Genomic DNA, 15685 nt, shown 5'->3' with positions numbered 1-15685 from the left:
ACGGGCGATGAGCAACCACTACCACCATCTGGTCTTCGGAGCCTCGACGCTCGCACGGCAGCGTGAGAAGGGCAGTTACACGGCCTATGGTGCGCAGACGGAACGCGGCGACGACGGACCCGACGAACTCGACGGCCGCGAGAAGGTGATCATCCGCGCGGCGGACCAGTTCTACCTGTCGACGGTCACCGAGACCGGATGGCCCTACGTCCAGTACCGCAGCGGGCCGGCCGGGTTCCTGCAGATGCTCGACGACCACACACTCGCGTTCGCCGACTTCGCCGGGAACAACCAGTTTGTGACGGCCGGCAATCTCGATGCGAACGATCGTGTGGCGCTGATCGTCGTGGACTACCCGCGCCGCCAGCGCGTGAAGATCTACGGGCGCGCGACGGTGGTCGAGGGGAGTGCGGACCCGGCGTTGCTCGAGCGACTCCGGCAGGTACCCGGCGGCACCGTCGAATCGCGGTGCGAACGCAGCGTCGTGATCTCCGTCGAAGCGATCGACTGGAACTGCACCCGCAGCATCATCCCGCGCTACGACCAGGACTACGTGAGCAGGATGGGGGCGCTCTACGAGCGTGACGCTGCGGCGCGGGAGAAGGTGCTGCTCGACCGCATCGCCGAGCTCGAGGCGCGGCTGGAGTAGGTGGCGTCCGAGAGGTGGGGTTTTTGCTCCGCTCGGCGCCCGGATAGGCGGGATCCCGCGCGATTCTGCGTCGAGGGGAGCTCTACGTGCGCGGGGTGTCCCACTTGTGGCCGCTGGGGGCGGGTTCCCGCTCGTGGGTGCTGGTAGTGGGGCGTGGCGTCCGGGGTGGAGTTTCTGCTCCTCTCGGCGGCGACAGCGGCGGGATCCCGTCGAAAATCAGCGCGACAGGAGCAGAAACTCCACCGTCCGGGGTGCCATAGTGGCAGGTATGACCTCGATCGGCGTGGTGCTCGCGGCGGGTGCGGGCACCCGCTACGGCGAACCGAAGATCCTGGCGCACGAGGGGCTGTGGCTCAGGCTCGCCGTCCGTGCACTGCGGGAGGGTGGCTGCGACGAGGTGCTGGTCGTCGTGGGTGCGGCGGCACCCGAGATGCCTGCCGGCGCGCATGCCGTGATGAACGACGAGTGGCGTACCGGAATGGGCAGCTCGGTCCGGGTGGGCCTGCAGGCATGTGCCACGACCGACGCCGACAAGGCCGTACTGCACCTCGTGGACACCCCCGATATCGGCGGCGACGTGGTCGGACGCGTCGTGGAGGCGTCGCTCTCCACGGGTCTGGCGCGAGCGACGTTCGACGGCCGGCCGGGACACCCCGTCGTTCTCGCGCGGCACTGGTGGCCGCAGGCGGCCGGTGCCGCGGACGGAGACCGGGGAGCGCGGGCATTCCTGGCCGACAATCCCGACGTCGTCCTCGTCGACTGCAGCGATCTGGCGACCGGCCGCGACCACGACCACCGCAGCGACGGTTACGAAATGCCCGCGGTGGGCACACGAACCTATGCCGATGAGTTCGACAGAGGGTAAGAGCTGGATCCGTGACCGAGTGACCGCGCTGGGGGCCGACAGCCCGGTGACCGTGCTCGATATCGGGCCGGGGGTGGGAACGTACGCCAAACTGCTTGCCGGGCCCGCGGTCTCGCACATCACGGGCGTCGAGATCTGGCAGCCGTACGTCGACACGTACCGACTGCACGACTATTACGACGAGATCGTCATCGGTGATGCACGCAAGGTCGACCTACCGGCTGCGGACGTGGTGATCATCGGTGACGTCGCCGAGCACATGACCGAGGCGGACGCACTCGCGCTGTGGGAGAAGTGTTCTGCTGCGGCGCGCCGCGCGGTGTACCTTTCCATTCCGATCGTCCATTACCCCCAGCACGAGATCGAGGGCAATCCGCACGAGATCCATGTCGACGAGGACTGGAACCACGAGCGCGTGCTGTCCACCTTCGCGGGGCTCGGCGAGTGGGAGACGGGTTCCGAAGTGGGCGTGTACGAGCGGATCATTCACTGACGCAGCAGGACTCCGAGTTCGAGTAGATCGTCGACGACGTAGTTCCAGTCGTCGGTCGGCTCGGACGACGACTGTTCCGGGCCGTGTTCACGAGGTCGCCTGACGAAGGCGGTCCGCAGTCCGCACCCACGCGCAGCGGCGAGGTCGTCGTTGTGCGTGGCGACCATCAGGCACTGGTCCGGTGACAGGTCGAGGACAGCCGCGGTGCGGAGGTAGGACTCGGGCGTCGGTTTGTACGCCCGCACCACCTCGGCCCCGAGGATCGCATCCCACGGCAGGCCGGCATTCTTCGCCATGTCGAGCAGCAGCGAGATGTTGCCGTTCGACAGCGGTGCCACGATGACGGATTCCCGGATCGCCGAGATGCCGGCCACCGAGTCGGGCCATGGTGGAAGCCTGTGCCACGCACGGTTGAGGTCCTCGGCCGCAGCGGTGGGCAACGCGCACTCGTCCAGAAGTTCCAGCAGACTTTCCCGATGCAGGACGTCGAGTGCGGTGAACTCGCGCCGACCCTCCCTGATCGGCTGCATCGACGGCTGATACTTCGCTCGCCACCTGTCCGCGAATTCTCCGGTATCGATGTCGGTTCGGTCCGGCGCGTGGTCGTCGAGCCAGGTCCGGGTGGACGACGCGATGCCGCCGCGCCAGTCGACGACCGTTCCGAAGACGTCGAAGAGTGCTGCGCGGATCGCCGTCACGAGTCGTCCTTGCGGCCCGCATACAGGATCGCACCGGCGGCGGGGACGGCCAGGAACCACAGCCATGACCCGGTGACGAAGAAGAGCACGAGCGCCGCGAGCGGCATGATGCCCATTGCCACGGCTCGATAGTCCCGTCCACCGCTCACCGCGGGTACGTGTCCCGACGACGCGATCGCCGGGCTCGAGTCGGGTGACATCGGCTGGTCGGAGTGCAGCATCGCGGATCCACCGGGAAGGTCGCGGAACAGAGGCACGAGTTCACCGCGGGTCACCGCTGCCGACACGGCAGCCGACCGTTCGTCGAACTCCGAGGAACCCAACCGTCCCGCAGCGAAATGCTCGCTCAGCAACGAGAAAGCCCGCTCCCGTTCGGCGGTTCCGATTCTCACGTCAGGACTGTCGTCAGCCATGAGAGGAGCCTAACGGGGGCGGGCTGTCTCGGTGGATCACTTCAGTTCTGCGAGGACCGTTCCCTGGGTGATGGCGGAGCCGGGCTCGACGGACAGGCCGGTGACGACGCCGTCCTTGTGGGCGGTGACGGGGTTTTCCATCTTCATCGCTTCGAGGACGGCGATGAGGTCGCCGGCGACGACTTCCTGGCCTTCGGTGACGGCGACCTTGACGACGGTGCCCTGCATGGGTGCGGTGACGGCGTCACCGGACGCGGCTGCGCCGCCTGCGCCGCCGCGGGTGCGCGGCTTGGGCTTGCGGCGGATGGCGCCACCGTTGCCGGCGCCACCACCCCCGCCGAGGGAGAACTGGCCGGGCAGGGACACCTCGACGCGGCGGCCGCCGACCTCGACGATGACGTTCTGTCGGGGTCCGTTCTCGTCGTCCTCGATGGGGGCGCCGGCGGTGAACGGTTCGACGGTGTTGTCCCACTCGGTCTCGATCCACCGGGTGTGGACGTCGAAGGACTGACCGTCGCCGATGAAGGCGGGGTCGGAGACGACGGCGCGGTGGAACGGGATGACGGTGGCGAGGCCTTCGACGCGGAATTCGGCGAGGGCGCGGCGGGAGCGGGCGAGGGCTTCCTCGCGGGTGGCGCCGGTGACGATGAGCTTGGCGAGCATGGAGTCGAATTGGCCGCCGATGACGGAGCCGGACTCGACACCGGAGTCGACGCGCACGCCGGGGCCCTCGGGGGCGACGAAGGTGGTGACCGGTCCGGGGGCGGGGAGGAAGCCGCGGCCGGCGTCCTCGCCGTTGATGCGGAACTCGAAGGAGTGTCCGCGCGGGGTGGGGTCCTCGGTGATGGAGAGTTCGTCGCCGTTGGCGATGCGGAACTGCTGCAGGACGAGGTCGATGCCGGAGGTTTCCTCGGTGACGGGGTGTTCGACCTGCAGGCGGGTGTTGACCTCGAGGAAGGAGACGAGTCCGTCCTGGCCGACGAGGTATTCGACGGTGCCGGCGCCGTAGTAGCCGGCTTCCTTGCAGATCGCCTTGGCGGAGGCGTGGATCTCGGCGCGCTGGTCGTCGGTGAGGAACGGAGCGGGGGCTTCCTCGACGAGCTTCTGGAAGCGGCGCTGCAGGGAGCAGTCGCGGGTACCGGCGACGACGACGTTGCCGTGCTGGTCGGCGATGACCTGCGCTTCGACGTGGCGGGGCTTGTCGAGGTAGCGCTCGACGAAGCATTCGCCTCGGCCGAAGGCGGAGACGGCTTCGCGGGTGGCGGAGTCGAAGAGCTCGGGGATCTCCTCGCGGGTGCGGGCGACCTTCATGCCGCGTCCGCCGCCGCCGAAGGCGGCCTTGATGGCGATGGGGAGGCCGTGCTCGTCGGCGAAGGCGAGGATCTCGTCGGCGTCCTTGACGGGCTCGGACGTGCCGGGCACGGAGGGGGCCTTGGCGCGGGTGGCGATGTGGCGGGCGGTGACCTTGTCGCCGAGGTCGTGGATGGACTGCGGGGACGGTCCGATCCAGATCAGGCCGGCGTCGAGGACGGCCTGGGCGAAGTCGGCGTTCTCGGACAGGAAGCCGTAGCCGGGGTGGATGGCGTCGGCGCCGGACTTGGCGGCGGCGTCGATGATCTTGTCGATCGCGAGGTAGGACTCGGCGGAGGTCTGACCGCCGAGGGCGAAGGCTTCGTCGGCGAGGCGGACGAAGGGGGCGTCGGCGTCGGGTTCGGCGTAGACGGCGACGGAGGTGTAGCCGGCGTCGGCCGCAGCTCGGATCACGCGAACCGCTATCTCGCCCCGATTGGCGACGAGAACTTTACTGATGCGGGCAGTGGCGTGGCTGGGCACGAAGCCTCCTGTGAGGGTCGGATAGGCCGTCGCGAGGTATCGCTCCGGCGGGCATACGCGGGTTCTCGCCCACGAGATTAGATGGACATCCTTGTTTCGGAGTCTAGGTGGGGTGTTTCCGGCGCGTGCACCAGGTACGTCCCCGTGCTCGCGACCGCGGTCAGCACGGCCCTCAGTTCGCCGACGAACCGGTGCACCGCGGCGGCAGCGACTTCGGTGCCGGCGAACCGTGAGGAGATGTTGACGCCCTGCGGCGTGCGATGGATCCACAGGTAGACGTCGTGGTCGTACTTCTTGCTACGGAGGGCCCGAGCGTTGATGTCGGGCCACGTGCGGGCGTCGGGAGCGAAGCGGACGTCCATGAACGACACGACGAACCGCGGCAGCACGTCGACGCCCGTGGCATCGGCGATCAGGTCGAACGGCACCTTCGATACCGGCTTGGTTCGGGCCAGTTCCGATCCGGCGCGCACGACCAGATCGCCGAACGATTCACCGTCGGCGACGTCGAACGCCAGCGGAGCGACCCCGACGAACCATCCGAGGGATGCGGCCCACGACGGGTCGTGCCGGGTGTGCATCGGGGTGACGGTCCGGAAGCGGGGTGCCCCCGACACGGCGTAGGACGCCGCGCCCATCGCCGCCATCAAGCCGGCGAGGAACCCGGGCCCCGTCTTACGGCATGCGACGGTGAACGACTCGGCTTCCTCCGGCGTCATGATCCAGGCGGACAGCCCGTTCTGCGGGACCCGGACCTCGGGAGCGGGGCCGATGTCCAGAGGGAACGACGGGAACTGCCCGCCGTTCTCGGCGAGGAATCGAGACCACTCCACAGCGGCGTCGTGTGTGTGATCGACGCCGCTGCACAGGGTGCGTTCGAGTTCACCGAAATCGAGGTAGCTGCCGGTGGGAAACAGACCGGCGTGGACGCCGGTCGTCTCCTCCTCGTACAGCCGGGTCAACTCGTGCGCGATGAGCACGATGGAGAGACCGTCGATGATCGAGTGGTCGGCCGCGAAGAACACCGTGACGTGGTCGGGAACGTCGTCGGTCGAACGGGGCTCGAGGGTCACGAACGCGTACGACGGCCACACCAGCGGCGAGGTGTACTCGTCGAACAGATGCTGGAGATGTTCGTACACCTCGTCGGCGCGCGTGCACTCGTCCTGCTGGATCACCCAGATGTCGGTGGCACCCACGGGGGCCGTGACGCGCGACAGAACCCCGGTGTCCGGATCGATCGTGGCGTTGGAGCGCATACCCTCGTGGCGGTCGATCCACGCGAGGACAGCCCGCCGGAACGCCGCCTTGTCCAGTGTGCCGGGGATGTCGAATGCCGTTCCGAGCCACGACTCGCGACCGGCGGACGGGTCGGCGATGGTCCGCCGCAGGTGGGCTTCGTGAACGAACGACGTCGGCCGGTCGTCCTCGAGCCACCCGGCGTCCTCGGGGGTGGAGGCGTGCGGTCCGACACTGGGAATCCACTCGGTGATGGTGCCTGCCGGGATCGGGTAGTCGACCAGCTCGGTGAACTCCACTTTCGGGACTGCCCCTCCCACACCCGGCGCGCGACCCCTGACGGACCGCGCTCTCGGTACCTCAGTCTACCGCCGAGAGCGAGATTGTCAGTACATATCGACGCTCTCAGCCGCGAAGATGCTTCTTGACCCGACTCAACATCGCCGACATTCCGCGCAGCCGTAGAGGACTCACCGTGTCGGCGAGCCCCAACTCGGTGTAGAAGTCGTCCGGTACCCCGAGGATGTCGTCCGCCGGCAGGCCGTCGAGCCCCTGCGCGAGGATCGACGCGAACCCGCGGGTGGTCGGTGCCTCCGGCGGGGCGCTGAAGAACAGCCGCACCGCCGAACGGTCGGACGAGTCGACGGACAGGAACAGCGGCGACTGGCACTCCGGCACCGGCTCCATCGCCGCTTGCTCGAGTCCGGCAGGAAGCGCGGGGAGTTCGTTGCTGAACTCGAGCAGCAGAGTGATCTTATCCTGACCCTCGACGGCCCCGAAGTCCTCGACGATCTCCGCGAGGGGAGCGGGAAGAGCGCCGGTCACTGCAGTACCCCGGGCTCCTCGCCGCGGGCGATGGGTGTGCGGACCGCGTTGCCCCACTCCGTCCACGAACCGTCGTAGTTGCGGACGTTCGAGTATCCGAGGAGGTGCGTGAGCACGAACCAGGTGTGGCTCGAGCGCTCGCCGATGCGGCAGTAGGCGATGACCTCGGCGTCGGACGACACGTCGGCGTACACCTCGTCGAGCTGGTCGCGGGACTTGAAGCGTCCGTCGGGAGCTGCGGCCTTCGCCCACGGGATGCTCACTGCGGACGGGATGTGACCGCCGCGCAAGGCGCCCTCGTCCGGGTAGTCGGGCATGTGGGTGCGCTCGCCGGTGTACTCGGCGGGGGACCGGACGTCGACCAGCGGTCCCGATCCGAGGTGGGCGAGGACATCGTCCTTGAACGCGCGGATCGCTGCGTCGTCGCGCTCGACGACGGGGTAGCTGCCGGAGACGGAGGTCTCGGGAACGTCGAGCGTGGTGTCCCGGTTCTCCGCCAGCCAGGCGTCGCGACCTCCGTCGAGCAACCGCACGTCCTCGTGACCGAACAGGGTGAAGACCCAGAGGGCGTACGCAGCCCACCAGTTGCTCTTGTCGCCGTAGATGACGACGGTGTCCTCGCGGGAGATTCCCTTGCGGTTCATCAGATCGGCGAACGCTGCGCCGTCGACGTAGTCGCGAGTGACCGGGTCGTTGAGGTCGAGGTGCCAGTCGATCTTGACGGCGCCGGGGATGTGGCCGACGTCGTAGAGCAGGACGTCCTCGTCGGATTCGACGACCTTGAGCCCCGGTGTGCCGAAGTTGGCGGACAGCCACTGCGTCGTGACGAGCCGCTCGGGGTGCGCGAACGACGCGAAGGCGGGGTGGGGATCTGGCGCGACGGGCACGTGCGACTCCTGAGATTGTCAGCGATGGTCGGCCGAGGCCGGGTGTCGCTTCCGATCCTAGGTCGCGCGCCGGTCGGGTGTCAGTCGCCCGATGCCCGCGTCGCGGCCCAGAGCTCGGCCACGGACACGCCGACCTCCGCGAGCAGCCTGCGGACCAGGGGCAGGCCGATGCCGATCACGGACGACGGGTCGCCTTCGATGCCGTCGACGAACCACCCGCCGAGGCCGTCGAGTGTGAACGCACCCGCGACGGTCATCGGTTCACCGGAGTGCAGGTATGCCTCGAGGTCCGCCGGATCCGGAGTCGAGAAGTGCACGACGGTGGAGCAGTGGGCCGAGCTCCGGGCCGTGACCACGCCGTCGTCGACACGCAGGACGCAGTGGCCTGTCAGCAGGCTTCCGCTGTTCCCCGCCATCACCGCCCAGCGTTGTCGGGCGACCTCGATGTCGTGGGGTTTGCCGACCAGCTCGCCGCCGATGGCCAGCATCGAATCGCAGCCGATGATCACGACGGTGCCGACGGCGAGATCGCTGTCCAGGGAGTCGGCAATCACAGCGGCCTTGGCAGCAGCGAGCTCGGTGACGACGACGGAGTCCGGGGAGGAATCGGGAAGCGCGGCGGCGACTGCATCCTCGTCGACATCGGAGACACGCACGACGGGGTCCATGCCGGCAGCGCGCAACACGGCCAGCCGTGCGGGGGATCGGGAGGCCAGAACGAGACGAACGGCCATCGGGGTCAGCGGACTCCGGAACCGAAGGCGTACGGCGAGAAGGCCGTGTCGGGCCGGTGCATCGTCTCCGGCCGACCCCAGTGGTCCCGGACGGGAACCTCGGCGGGCCCGCTGTCCGCGGCTGCGGCGGACAGGACGGCGACCAAGGCAGCGAGATCCTCGTCGGTGGGGTTGCCGCGTTCGACGCGCAGGAACGGCGCAGCGACCGTGTCGTCCGTGACGGGCCGGTCGTTCTCGGGCCGATCGTCCGCTTCACTCACCGATGTTCTCCTCGCGTCGTCCGGATTCGGGATCTGTCCGTGTCCGGAGCCGACTTTATGTCACCGCCAGCGCGGGCAGGCTCGCGGTGCACGCCGCGATGTGATCGCGGACGACGCGCAGAAAGCTCTCGACGGTTCTTCGGGCCGTCGGGTTGTCGGGGAACCGCGATCGCAGAGCGATCCCCTCCACGGTCCGAGAGATCCAGAACTGGGCGTCGTCGGCGACCGTCACGTTCGAGATGTGATGGGCATCCACCGCGCGCATCTCCTCGTGGCCGGGTAGCCGTCGGTAGTCCACGTACGAGACCATGAAGACGTTCTTGCGAGGCCGGTTCAGGCCACCGGCGGCTTCGACGACGCGGGGGATCGGCACAGCGCCCAGGTCGACCGCGCGGCGTAGGTCGGGTCCGGTCCGACGGATGGTGGCAAGCATGTCGTTCTCGACGACGACGTCGAGAGGTGCGTTGGTGACGAACCACCCGACGGCGGACCGCCACGCGTCGATCGTGCGGGTGTGCAACGGGAAGAGCAACGGCAGTGTCGAACCGCCGCCCAGATCGCGCACTGCGTGCGCCATCGCGGAGAGCACCCCGGCGTACAGGCTCGCGCCCTCCTCCCGGCAGCAGGCTTCGAACGAGGCGGCCTCGTCCGTCGACATCAGCGTGTCCACGCGGATGGCGCAGCGGTCGGTCCTTCCCGGAGGCACACCGAGATCCAGCGGGAACTGAGGTGGGGCGCCGCCGCGGGCGCGGAGGAAGTCCACCCAGGACACCACCCGCGGATCGTCGAGACGGACCGCGGCAGAGGTGGATTCGAGCAGGCAGTAGTCGACGAAGCTTCCGGGTTCCGGGTCGTCCACGGTGTCCCCGAGGTACACACGACGGATCTCGTCGATGACGACGGCAAGGGAGTACGCGTCGACGTGGGCGTGGTCGAACGCGGCGACGACGGTCGACGTGTCGGACCTGTCGATCGCGGCGAACGTGAACGCGGGGGCCGAGAACGGTTCGCACGCTTCTCTCGACGCGCTCCGCAGGACCTCGCGCGCTCGGGTCGACGTGGTGACGGCGACGTCCGTCCCGCGCAGCAGTCCCAGGGCGTCCCGGCCGTGCACGACGCGGGACATACCGTCGCGGGTACGCACGAATCCGGTTCGCAGCGACTCGTGACGGCTGATCAGGGCGGCGAGCGCGCGTTCGAGGGCGGCGACGTCGACGGGGCCGACCACGTCGAACGCCGCTGCGAGCCAGGTACTTCCGTCCTCGGCGTCGGCGAGGTGGGCACTCTGATTGAAGGACGGTGGAACGTCCGAGGGACGCGGCGGCTCGGCGGCGTGCACGGTCCACTGCATGACCGTGCCCGGTCGAGGAGACCAGTCGTCGATGCCGATCACCCGCACTGGACGGACTCCCGTGTCGCTCCGAGGACGTACGCGCCGTCACGGGCGATCGTGCGCAGAACTGTCCGCAGATGGTGGTGGTAGCGCGAGACCTGCTCCTGCGCGAACGGAGTCGCGGGAGTCTGCGAGCCGAGGTAGAAGTGACTCTCGTCTCGGTTGAACCACATCGAGGCGTTCGAGGTACGGCCTTCTCCGGTGAAGAGGATCGCGGAGCGGTCGGCCTCCGACCCGTGGCTGGGGAACCATCGGAAGTCGATGTAGGACAACAGGTGCGGACTCGATGCCACGCCGGCTCCTCCTGCTCCCGATTCCACCAGGAGTTGCAGCACACGTCCGATCGGTGCTGCAGCCGTGGCTTTGGTACGACGGTACGCCTCCACTGCCCGCCCGATCACGGCGTCGAAATCGGGTGCCCCCACCACCGGGAACGTCACGGGTGCGAAGTTGCAGAACCATCCCTGCGACAGGGCGAAGTCGCCGAGGTGCCGAGTTCCCAGCACGGTGATTCCGGCGTAGACGTCGCGTCCCGCGAGTTCGTGGTCGGTGATCGCCACGGCTGCGAAGAGTCCGGTGACGAACTTGCCGCCCGCGGCGCGGCACACGTCCTCGAACGCGGCGGCTTCCCCGGCGTCGAGCAGGTCCAACTCGATCGGCTCGACAGGTGCGGTCTCGCCCGGCGCCAAGCCCAGGTCGAGAGGGAACGACGGCATCGACCCGCCGTGCGAGGTGACGACATCGGTCCACTCCGCCATCTCCGGGGAGTCCGGGCCGATACCGCGTGCGATGTCGTTCTCGATGCCGACGTAGTCGACGAAGCTCCCCGTCCATGCCGAGAGGTCGGTGGCCGGTGTGCCGGTGATCTCCGCGCGGTAGAGGTCCGCGAGTTCCGAGAGGACGATGACCTGGGACGCGCCGTCGGAGAACGCGTGATCGGCGCCGTAGTACAAGGTGAAACTGCCGGCGCGGGACACAGCGCCGAAGGCCACCGCGGGCCAGCTCAGGGGAGTGGCGTCCCGGGACAACCGGGCGCGCACGTAGTCGAGGAACTCCTCTTGCTCGGCGAAACTACCCGCGGTCCGAGTCTCCAGCCGGACGGCGTCGAGCGGAACCCGGCGCCGGACGACGGACCCGTCCGACACGTCGAAGCTGGTCCGGAGGGCGTCGTGCCGCACCAGGAAGGCCTCGAAAGCGCGTGTTAGGGCGTCGATGTCGAGGTCGCCGGCGATCTCCGTGGCCGAACCGAGGTACGCGGTGTGGACGGCGCCGCGATCCGCAGCGCTCTTCACCCCGCGGACATGGTTGTCCTGCAGGAACGACGGGGGCACCGGATCCACGGCGGCTGCCTCCACGAGCGGGACGACGTCCGGATGCGGATGCCATTCGATCAGCGTGCCCGGCTGCGGTGCCCAGTTGCGCAGAGCGGTGATGATCATGCGCGCACGCTCTCGACGACGGTCTGCGACGCTGTCCGCTCCAGCGGTTCGGCTCCGACGACGTCATGGAGCACGGCCTGCAGCCGGGAAACGAACGCATGTACCCGGTTGACGGCGATCTCGTGTCCGGGGAAACGAGCCGAGACGTTCAGCCCTCGCGGTGTTCGCAGGATCCAGAGGTATACCTCGTCGCGTGAGGCGGTGGCGCTGCGCAGGGTGCGGGTGTTCCACAACGGCCACGATTCGGCATCGGGAGTGTGGCGCAGATCCAGGTAGGACACCACGAACTGCGGCACCGAATCGATACCCAGCAGTCGAGCTACCTTCGAGTACGGCTGTCGGGCATAGCCTTTCACCGCATCCAGACCGGCGACGGCCCTGTGCAGCGCATCGGTGAAATCGGATTGCGGGTCGATGTGGACGTCGACAGGGACCACACCGACGTACCACCCGACCGACTCTGCGAAGCGCGGCTCGAAACGAGTGTGCATCGGCATGGCGAATCGCAGGCGTCGGGTGCCCGTCAGATCGCGCGTCGCGAGAGTCATGGCTGCCACGAGCGCTGCGGTCATCGATGCGCCGTCGGATCGGCTGAGCCGAGCCAGGTCGTCGGTGAGATCCGCCGACAGTATGTCCGTCGACAGACTGCTCTGGCGTGCAGCGCAGGGTCGGTCGGTCGAGACATCGAGCGGGAAGCGCGGAAACCCGGTCTCGCCGAGGAAGGACGACCACGTCTGCACGACCTCGTGGTCGACGGTGAGGCCGTCGCCCGTCCGACGGTCCAGCACACTGAAGTCGACATGGCTCGCGGTCTCGGCCAGTTGTGGATCCCGACCGTGCACCTCGAATTCGTAGAGTCGTCGTAGCTCGCTGACCGCCAGCAGCATCGAGTAGGCGTCCATGACCGAGTGGTCGGCACCGAAGACGAGCAGGAACTTCTCGCCCGGCTCGTCGGTGACGAGGATGTCGTCGACCGTTGCGACGAGGCAGTGGGGCCAGCGGAAGGGCGAGAGAGTGCGCCCGAAGAAGGACACCACGTGGTCGTGGACATCGGAGCCCGAGCGCCGTCGTCCGACGACCCGCGGCACCACGTCGACGGCGTCCGCCGCCACCGTCGAGCGGCTCAGCCGGACCGACCCGTCGGACTCGGTACCGTCCGCAGACACGGTCGAGCGGAAGGTTTCGTGTCGCGAGGTCCACGTCGTCAGCGCACGTCGCAGGAGGACGGGGTCGTAGCGCTCGTGGATCTCGAACACCGCACCGATCCACGACGCGCCGACGTCCTCCGACGTGCCGGTGGCAGCCTTGGCCAGGCTGTGTCGGCAATGCTCCTCGTGGGTGTAGGCGAGAGGGCGGTGGTCTTCGCTCCAGCGATCGGCCGACGTGACGGCCGGGATCCATTCGGTGACCACTCCACGCGGGAGCGGGTAGTCGGCGAGTTCGGTGAACTTCATGGTCGTCTCACATCCGTTCGGGTCGAGATGACGCTCGCGTCAGGGCATCGCGCGATCGACGCGCGGCCGCAGGACGCCGGCCGGCGAGAAGGTTCCGGTGTCCTTGTCGTACGCGCGGATCATGATCAGGCGACAGACATGCAGAACGGACACGGCCGGGACGTAGAGAGTCAGCGCACCCAGCGCCAGCGCATATCGGCGGTGCAGGAGCAGGGTTCTGGGCAGACAGGCCATGTAGCGGACGAAGGACCGCATTCCCGATTCCATGCGTCGCGGCGACACACCGACGGTGATCGACGGCAGGAAGGCATTGCGCCCTCCGGTCTCCTGGACGCACAGCCCCATGTCGACATCCTCGAAGACGTCGCGTCGCAGGGACACGCCGTCGCGAATCGCCTTCCACGTCTCCTGACGCAGAATCATGTTGGAGCCGTAGAGGACCGGCACGTCCCGCACCTCGGGCGTCGACGGTGTGCGTCGCGCCAACGGGGACAATCGACTCTTCAGCCGTGCTGCCGCGTCGCCGTAGGGCAGGTCGTACGCCTCGCCGCGACCACAGGCTGCGGCCCAGGCGCCGTCGACGTCGTCCTCGAAGAAGGCCAGAACGGTGGCCGCCCAGTCCGGGGGCACCCGGGTGTCCGCGTCGATGCGTGCGACGATGTCCCCGGACGCGGCGTCGAGCCCGGCGTTGCGCGCGAACACCAGTCCTTGCTGCGTCTCCGTCATGTAGCGGATCTCGGGGTGCTCAGCTGCACGACGCTTGACGATGTCTCCGGTGTCGTCCGTCGAATTGTTGTCGACGACGATGATCTCGGTGATGCAGTCCAGTTGCTCGCACAGCAGGTCGAGGCACAGGCCGATGCAGTCGGCCTCGTCGAACGCCGGTACGACGACGGAGAGGGACCGGGTGAACATGGGCACGGCGTCGCCGATGCCCGGGGAGGAATAGGTCGACCTCGGCATGTCAGGTCACTCGCAATCGTGGTGTGTGGGCGGTGGCATGGTCGACCAGATCGGCGCACCGGTCCACCGCGTCGGCCGCGGGGACCAACCTCGTGGCCAGAGTCGTTGCGGTGTCGCGTATCCGAGGGTCGAGAACGACGGTCAGCGCTGCATCGAGTCGGGTGTCGGTGATGCCCGACGCGGGGACGGCGGCACCCACACCGGCCGCGACGACACGCCGTCCCCACATCGGCTGGTCCGCGCCTACGTGGCACACCAGCGTGGGTCGGCCCGCACGGAGCCCGGCTGCGGTCGACCCGGCTCCACCGTGATGAACGACGGCCTCGCACAGGGGGAACAGGGCCGTGTGGTCGACGCTTCCGATGGTCACGACGTCGGCTGACTCGCGCGATCCGATGTCGGCCCAGCCTCCGGCGATCACGACACGGCGTCCTGCGCGGCGCACCGCCGAGACGATGGTGTCCACGGTGGCGGGGCCGCCGGGTACGGACATACTGCCGAAGCCGACGTACACGGGTGCGGGTCCCGACCGCAGCCAGGCTCGGAGATCTTCGGGCAGGGGCTCCCTACCGTTGTCCATCGCACGCCGGGTGGCCTCGTCGGGTCCGAGAAATCCTGTGAGCGGACGACGAGATCCCCACTCGCTGTCGAGGCCGGGGAACAGTTCGACGTCGTAGGCCTGTATTTCGGTCACACCCGAACGTGCCAGTCCGACAGCGATGCTGGTCGACATCGGAGCGAGCCCGAGTTCGCGTCGAAGTCGGTTGTCGGCGCGTCGAGACGCCAGTCGCAGGATGCGGTCCAGCGCCGTCCAGCCGGCTCGGTGCATCCACGGAGGACTCCACCGGGGGAGGGGGAGGATCGAGACGCTGCCGTTACGGCGCACCGGGCAGAAATGCACCGGTACGTAAGGGACGCCGCGGAGATCGGCCACGTCGAGCGCACTCTCCTGCCCGACGCTTCCGCCGATGATCGCCGCGGAATCCTCTGTGTACGTGAGCAGTTGCCGACGGGCGAGACGACCTCCGCCGACGGTCATCTCCGTGATCGCGGCGAGCCGACGGATCGGGTTGCGCGAGTTCATGTCCCGCTGGACCACAGGCGACGCGAGGAGTTGCGCGGTGTCCACTCCGCAGGGCCGGGCGTCGAGCCCCGAGCGTGACGCGAACTCGACCATGTTGGGCGGTACGGCGAGAACCACGTCGTGGCCGCGTTTTTCGAGTTCCACACCCAGTGCGATACCGGGCTGGACGTCTCCTCTGCTTCCGTGGAAGGCCAATGTCAACTTCATCTCTCGCGCCCCCCTCCGCATCTCGGCGGCACATCATGACCTTCGCGAACTGTCTGGGGACGACCATTGCAGAGATGTGGGGACCTCGCCAATCGTGACGTCGCACCCCACAGTTGCAGGCGAGGGTGACGAGTGTCTCCTTCTCCGAGTTGCGGATGCGTCGGTGAGGACATGGCACGGACGTACGGCACCGTGACCTCGCGATTCACGCAATACGGCTGTCGGACATACCAATAGGGATGTCCCGAC

The 15685-nt window shown here is 68.2% G+C and carries 16 protein-coding genes; 3 read left to right on the top strand and 13 right to left on the bottom strand.

Features of this window, described 5'->3' with window-relative positions:
* The first annotated feature begins 7 nt into the window (after nucleotides 1–7).
* The 3 genes from AC0IX4_RS17340 (at nucleotide 8) to AC0IX4_RS17330 (ending at nucleotide 2007) form a co-directional block, all read left to right on the top strand.
* Nucleotides 8–649, top strand: coding sequence for a pyridoxamine 5'-phosphate oxidase family protein (locus AC0IX4_RS17340; protein ID WP_471830118.1), 642 nt, complete (start codon nucleotides 8–10; stop codon nucleotides 647–649).
* A 268-nt stretch (nucleotides 650–917) separates the two neighbouring features.
* Nucleotides 918–1514, top strand: coding sequence for a nucleotidyltransferase family protein (locus AC0IX4_RS17335; RefSeq protein WP_471830117.1), 597 nt, complete (start codon nucleotides 918–920; stop codon nucleotides 1512–1514).
* Nucleotides 1495–2007, top strand: coding sequence for a class I SAM-dependent methyltransferase (locus tag AC0IX4_RS17330; RefSeq protein ID WP_162245352.1), 513 nt, complete (start codon nucleotides 1495–1497; stop codon nucleotides 2005–2007). Before AC0IX4_RS17335 ends, AC0IX4_RS17330 begins: the two co-directional genes overlap by 20 nt.
* On the opposite strand, the gene AC0IX4_RS17325 is transcribed toward AC0IX4_RS17330, so the two are convergent.
* From AC0IX4_RS17325 to AC0IX4_RS17265, 13 genes are all read right to left on the bottom strand, one after another.
* Nucleotides 2001–2705 (bottom strand): haloacid dehalogenase type II, encoded by a 705-nt coding sequence (locus AC0IX4_RS17325; RefSeq protein WP_471830116.1) that lies wholly within the window; start codon nucleotides 2703–2705, stop codon nucleotides 2001–2003. The genes AC0IX4_RS17330 and AC0IX4_RS17325 overlap by 7 nt on opposite strands.
* A complete protein-coding gene (locus AC0IX4_RS17320) occupies nucleotides 2702–3118 on the bottom strand; it encodes a DUF1707 SHOCT-like domain-containing protein (protein ID WP_471830114.1) in 417 nt (138 codons plus the stop codon). The genes AC0IX4_RS17325 and AC0IX4_RS17320 overlap by 4 nt, the downstream gene beginning before the upstream one ends.
* Nucleotides 3119–3154: 36 nt before the next feature.
* Complete coding sequence (locus AC0IX4_RS17315) at nucleotides 3155–4951, bottom strand: acetyl/propionyl/methylcrotonyl-CoA carboxylase subunit alpha (RefSeq protein WP_471830112.1); 1797 nt, start codon at nucleotides 4949–4951, stop codon at nucleotides 3155–3157.
* 77 nt (nucleotides 4952–5028) lie between these two features.
* A complete protein-coding gene (locus tag AC0IX4_RS17310) occupies nucleotides 5029–6489 on the bottom strand; it encodes a condensation domain-containing protein (protein WP_471830304.1) in 1461 nt (486 codons plus the stop codon).
* A gap of 106 nt (nucleotides 6490–6595) precedes the next feature.
* Entirely contained in the window at nucleotides 6596–7015 is a 420-nt protein-coding gene (locus AC0IX4_RS17305; RefSeq protein ID WP_042573192.1) for a SufE family protein, read from the bottom strand.
* A complete protein-coding gene (locus AC0IX4_RS17300; RefSeq protein ID WP_471830110.1) occupies nucleotides 7012–7902 on the bottom strand; it encodes a sulfurtransferase in 891 nt (296 codons plus the stop codon). The genes AC0IX4_RS17305 and AC0IX4_RS17300 overlap by 4 nt, the downstream gene beginning before the upstream one ends.
* Nucleotides 7903–7982: 80 nt before the next feature.
* Nucleotides 7983–8636 (bottom strand): Maf family protein, encoded by a 654-nt coding sequence (locus tag AC0IX4_RS17295; protein ID WP_471830109.1) that lies wholly within the window; start codon nucleotides 8634–8636, stop codon nucleotides 7983–7985.
* A 5-nt stretch (nucleotides 8637–8641) separates the two neighbouring features.
* Nucleotides 8642–8896: an acyl-CoA carboxylase subunit epsilon gene (locus tag AC0IX4_RS17290; RefSeq protein ID WP_471830108.1), complete on the bottom strand. Its 255-nt coding sequence runs from the start codon at nucleotides 8894–8896 to the stop codon at nucleotides 8642–8644.
* Nucleotides 8897–8951: 55 nt separating this feature from the next.
* Nucleotides 8952–10289: a condensation domain-containing protein gene (locus tag AC0IX4_RS17285; RefSeq protein WP_471830106.1), complete on the bottom strand. Its 1338-nt coding sequence runs from the start codon at nucleotides 10287–10289 to the stop codon at nucleotides 8952–8954.
* Complete coding sequence (locus AC0IX4_RS17280; RefSeq protein WP_471830104.1) at nucleotides 10286–11728, bottom strand: condensation domain-containing protein; 1443 nt, start codon at nucleotides 11726–11728, stop codon at nucleotides 10286–10288. The genes AC0IX4_RS17285 and AC0IX4_RS17280 overlap by 4 nt, the downstream gene beginning before the upstream one ends.
* Nucleotides 11725–13182, bottom strand: coding sequence for a condensation domain-containing protein (locus AC0IX4_RS17275; RefSeq protein ID WP_471830102.1), 1458 nt, complete (start codon nucleotides 13180–13182; stop codon nucleotides 11725–11727). Before AC0IX4_RS17275 ends, AC0IX4_RS17280 begins: the two co-directional genes overlap by 4 nt.
* Before the next feature lie 39 nt (nucleotides 13183–13221).
* Nucleotides 13222–14145 carry a glycosyltransferase family 2 protein gene (locus AC0IX4_RS17270; protein ID WP_471830101.1) on the bottom strand — a complete coding sequence of 308 codons (924 nt, stop codon included), beginning with the start codon at nucleotides 14143–14145 and terminating at the stop codon, nucleotides 13222–13224.
* 1 nt (nucleotide 14146) lies between these two features.
* Nucleotides 14147–15436 (bottom strand): glycosyltransferase, encoded by a 1290-nt coding sequence (locus AC0IX4_RS17265; protein WP_056069216.1) that lies wholly within the window; start codon nucleotides 15434–15436, stop codon nucleotides 14147–14149.
* Nucleotides 15437–15685 lie beyond the last annotated feature (249 nt).

Source organism: Rhodococcus sp. AC861, assembly GCF_979256035.1.
The sequence above is the reverse complement of the archived record's forward strand: the minus strand, read 5'-3'. Positions and strand labels throughout refer to the sequence as shown.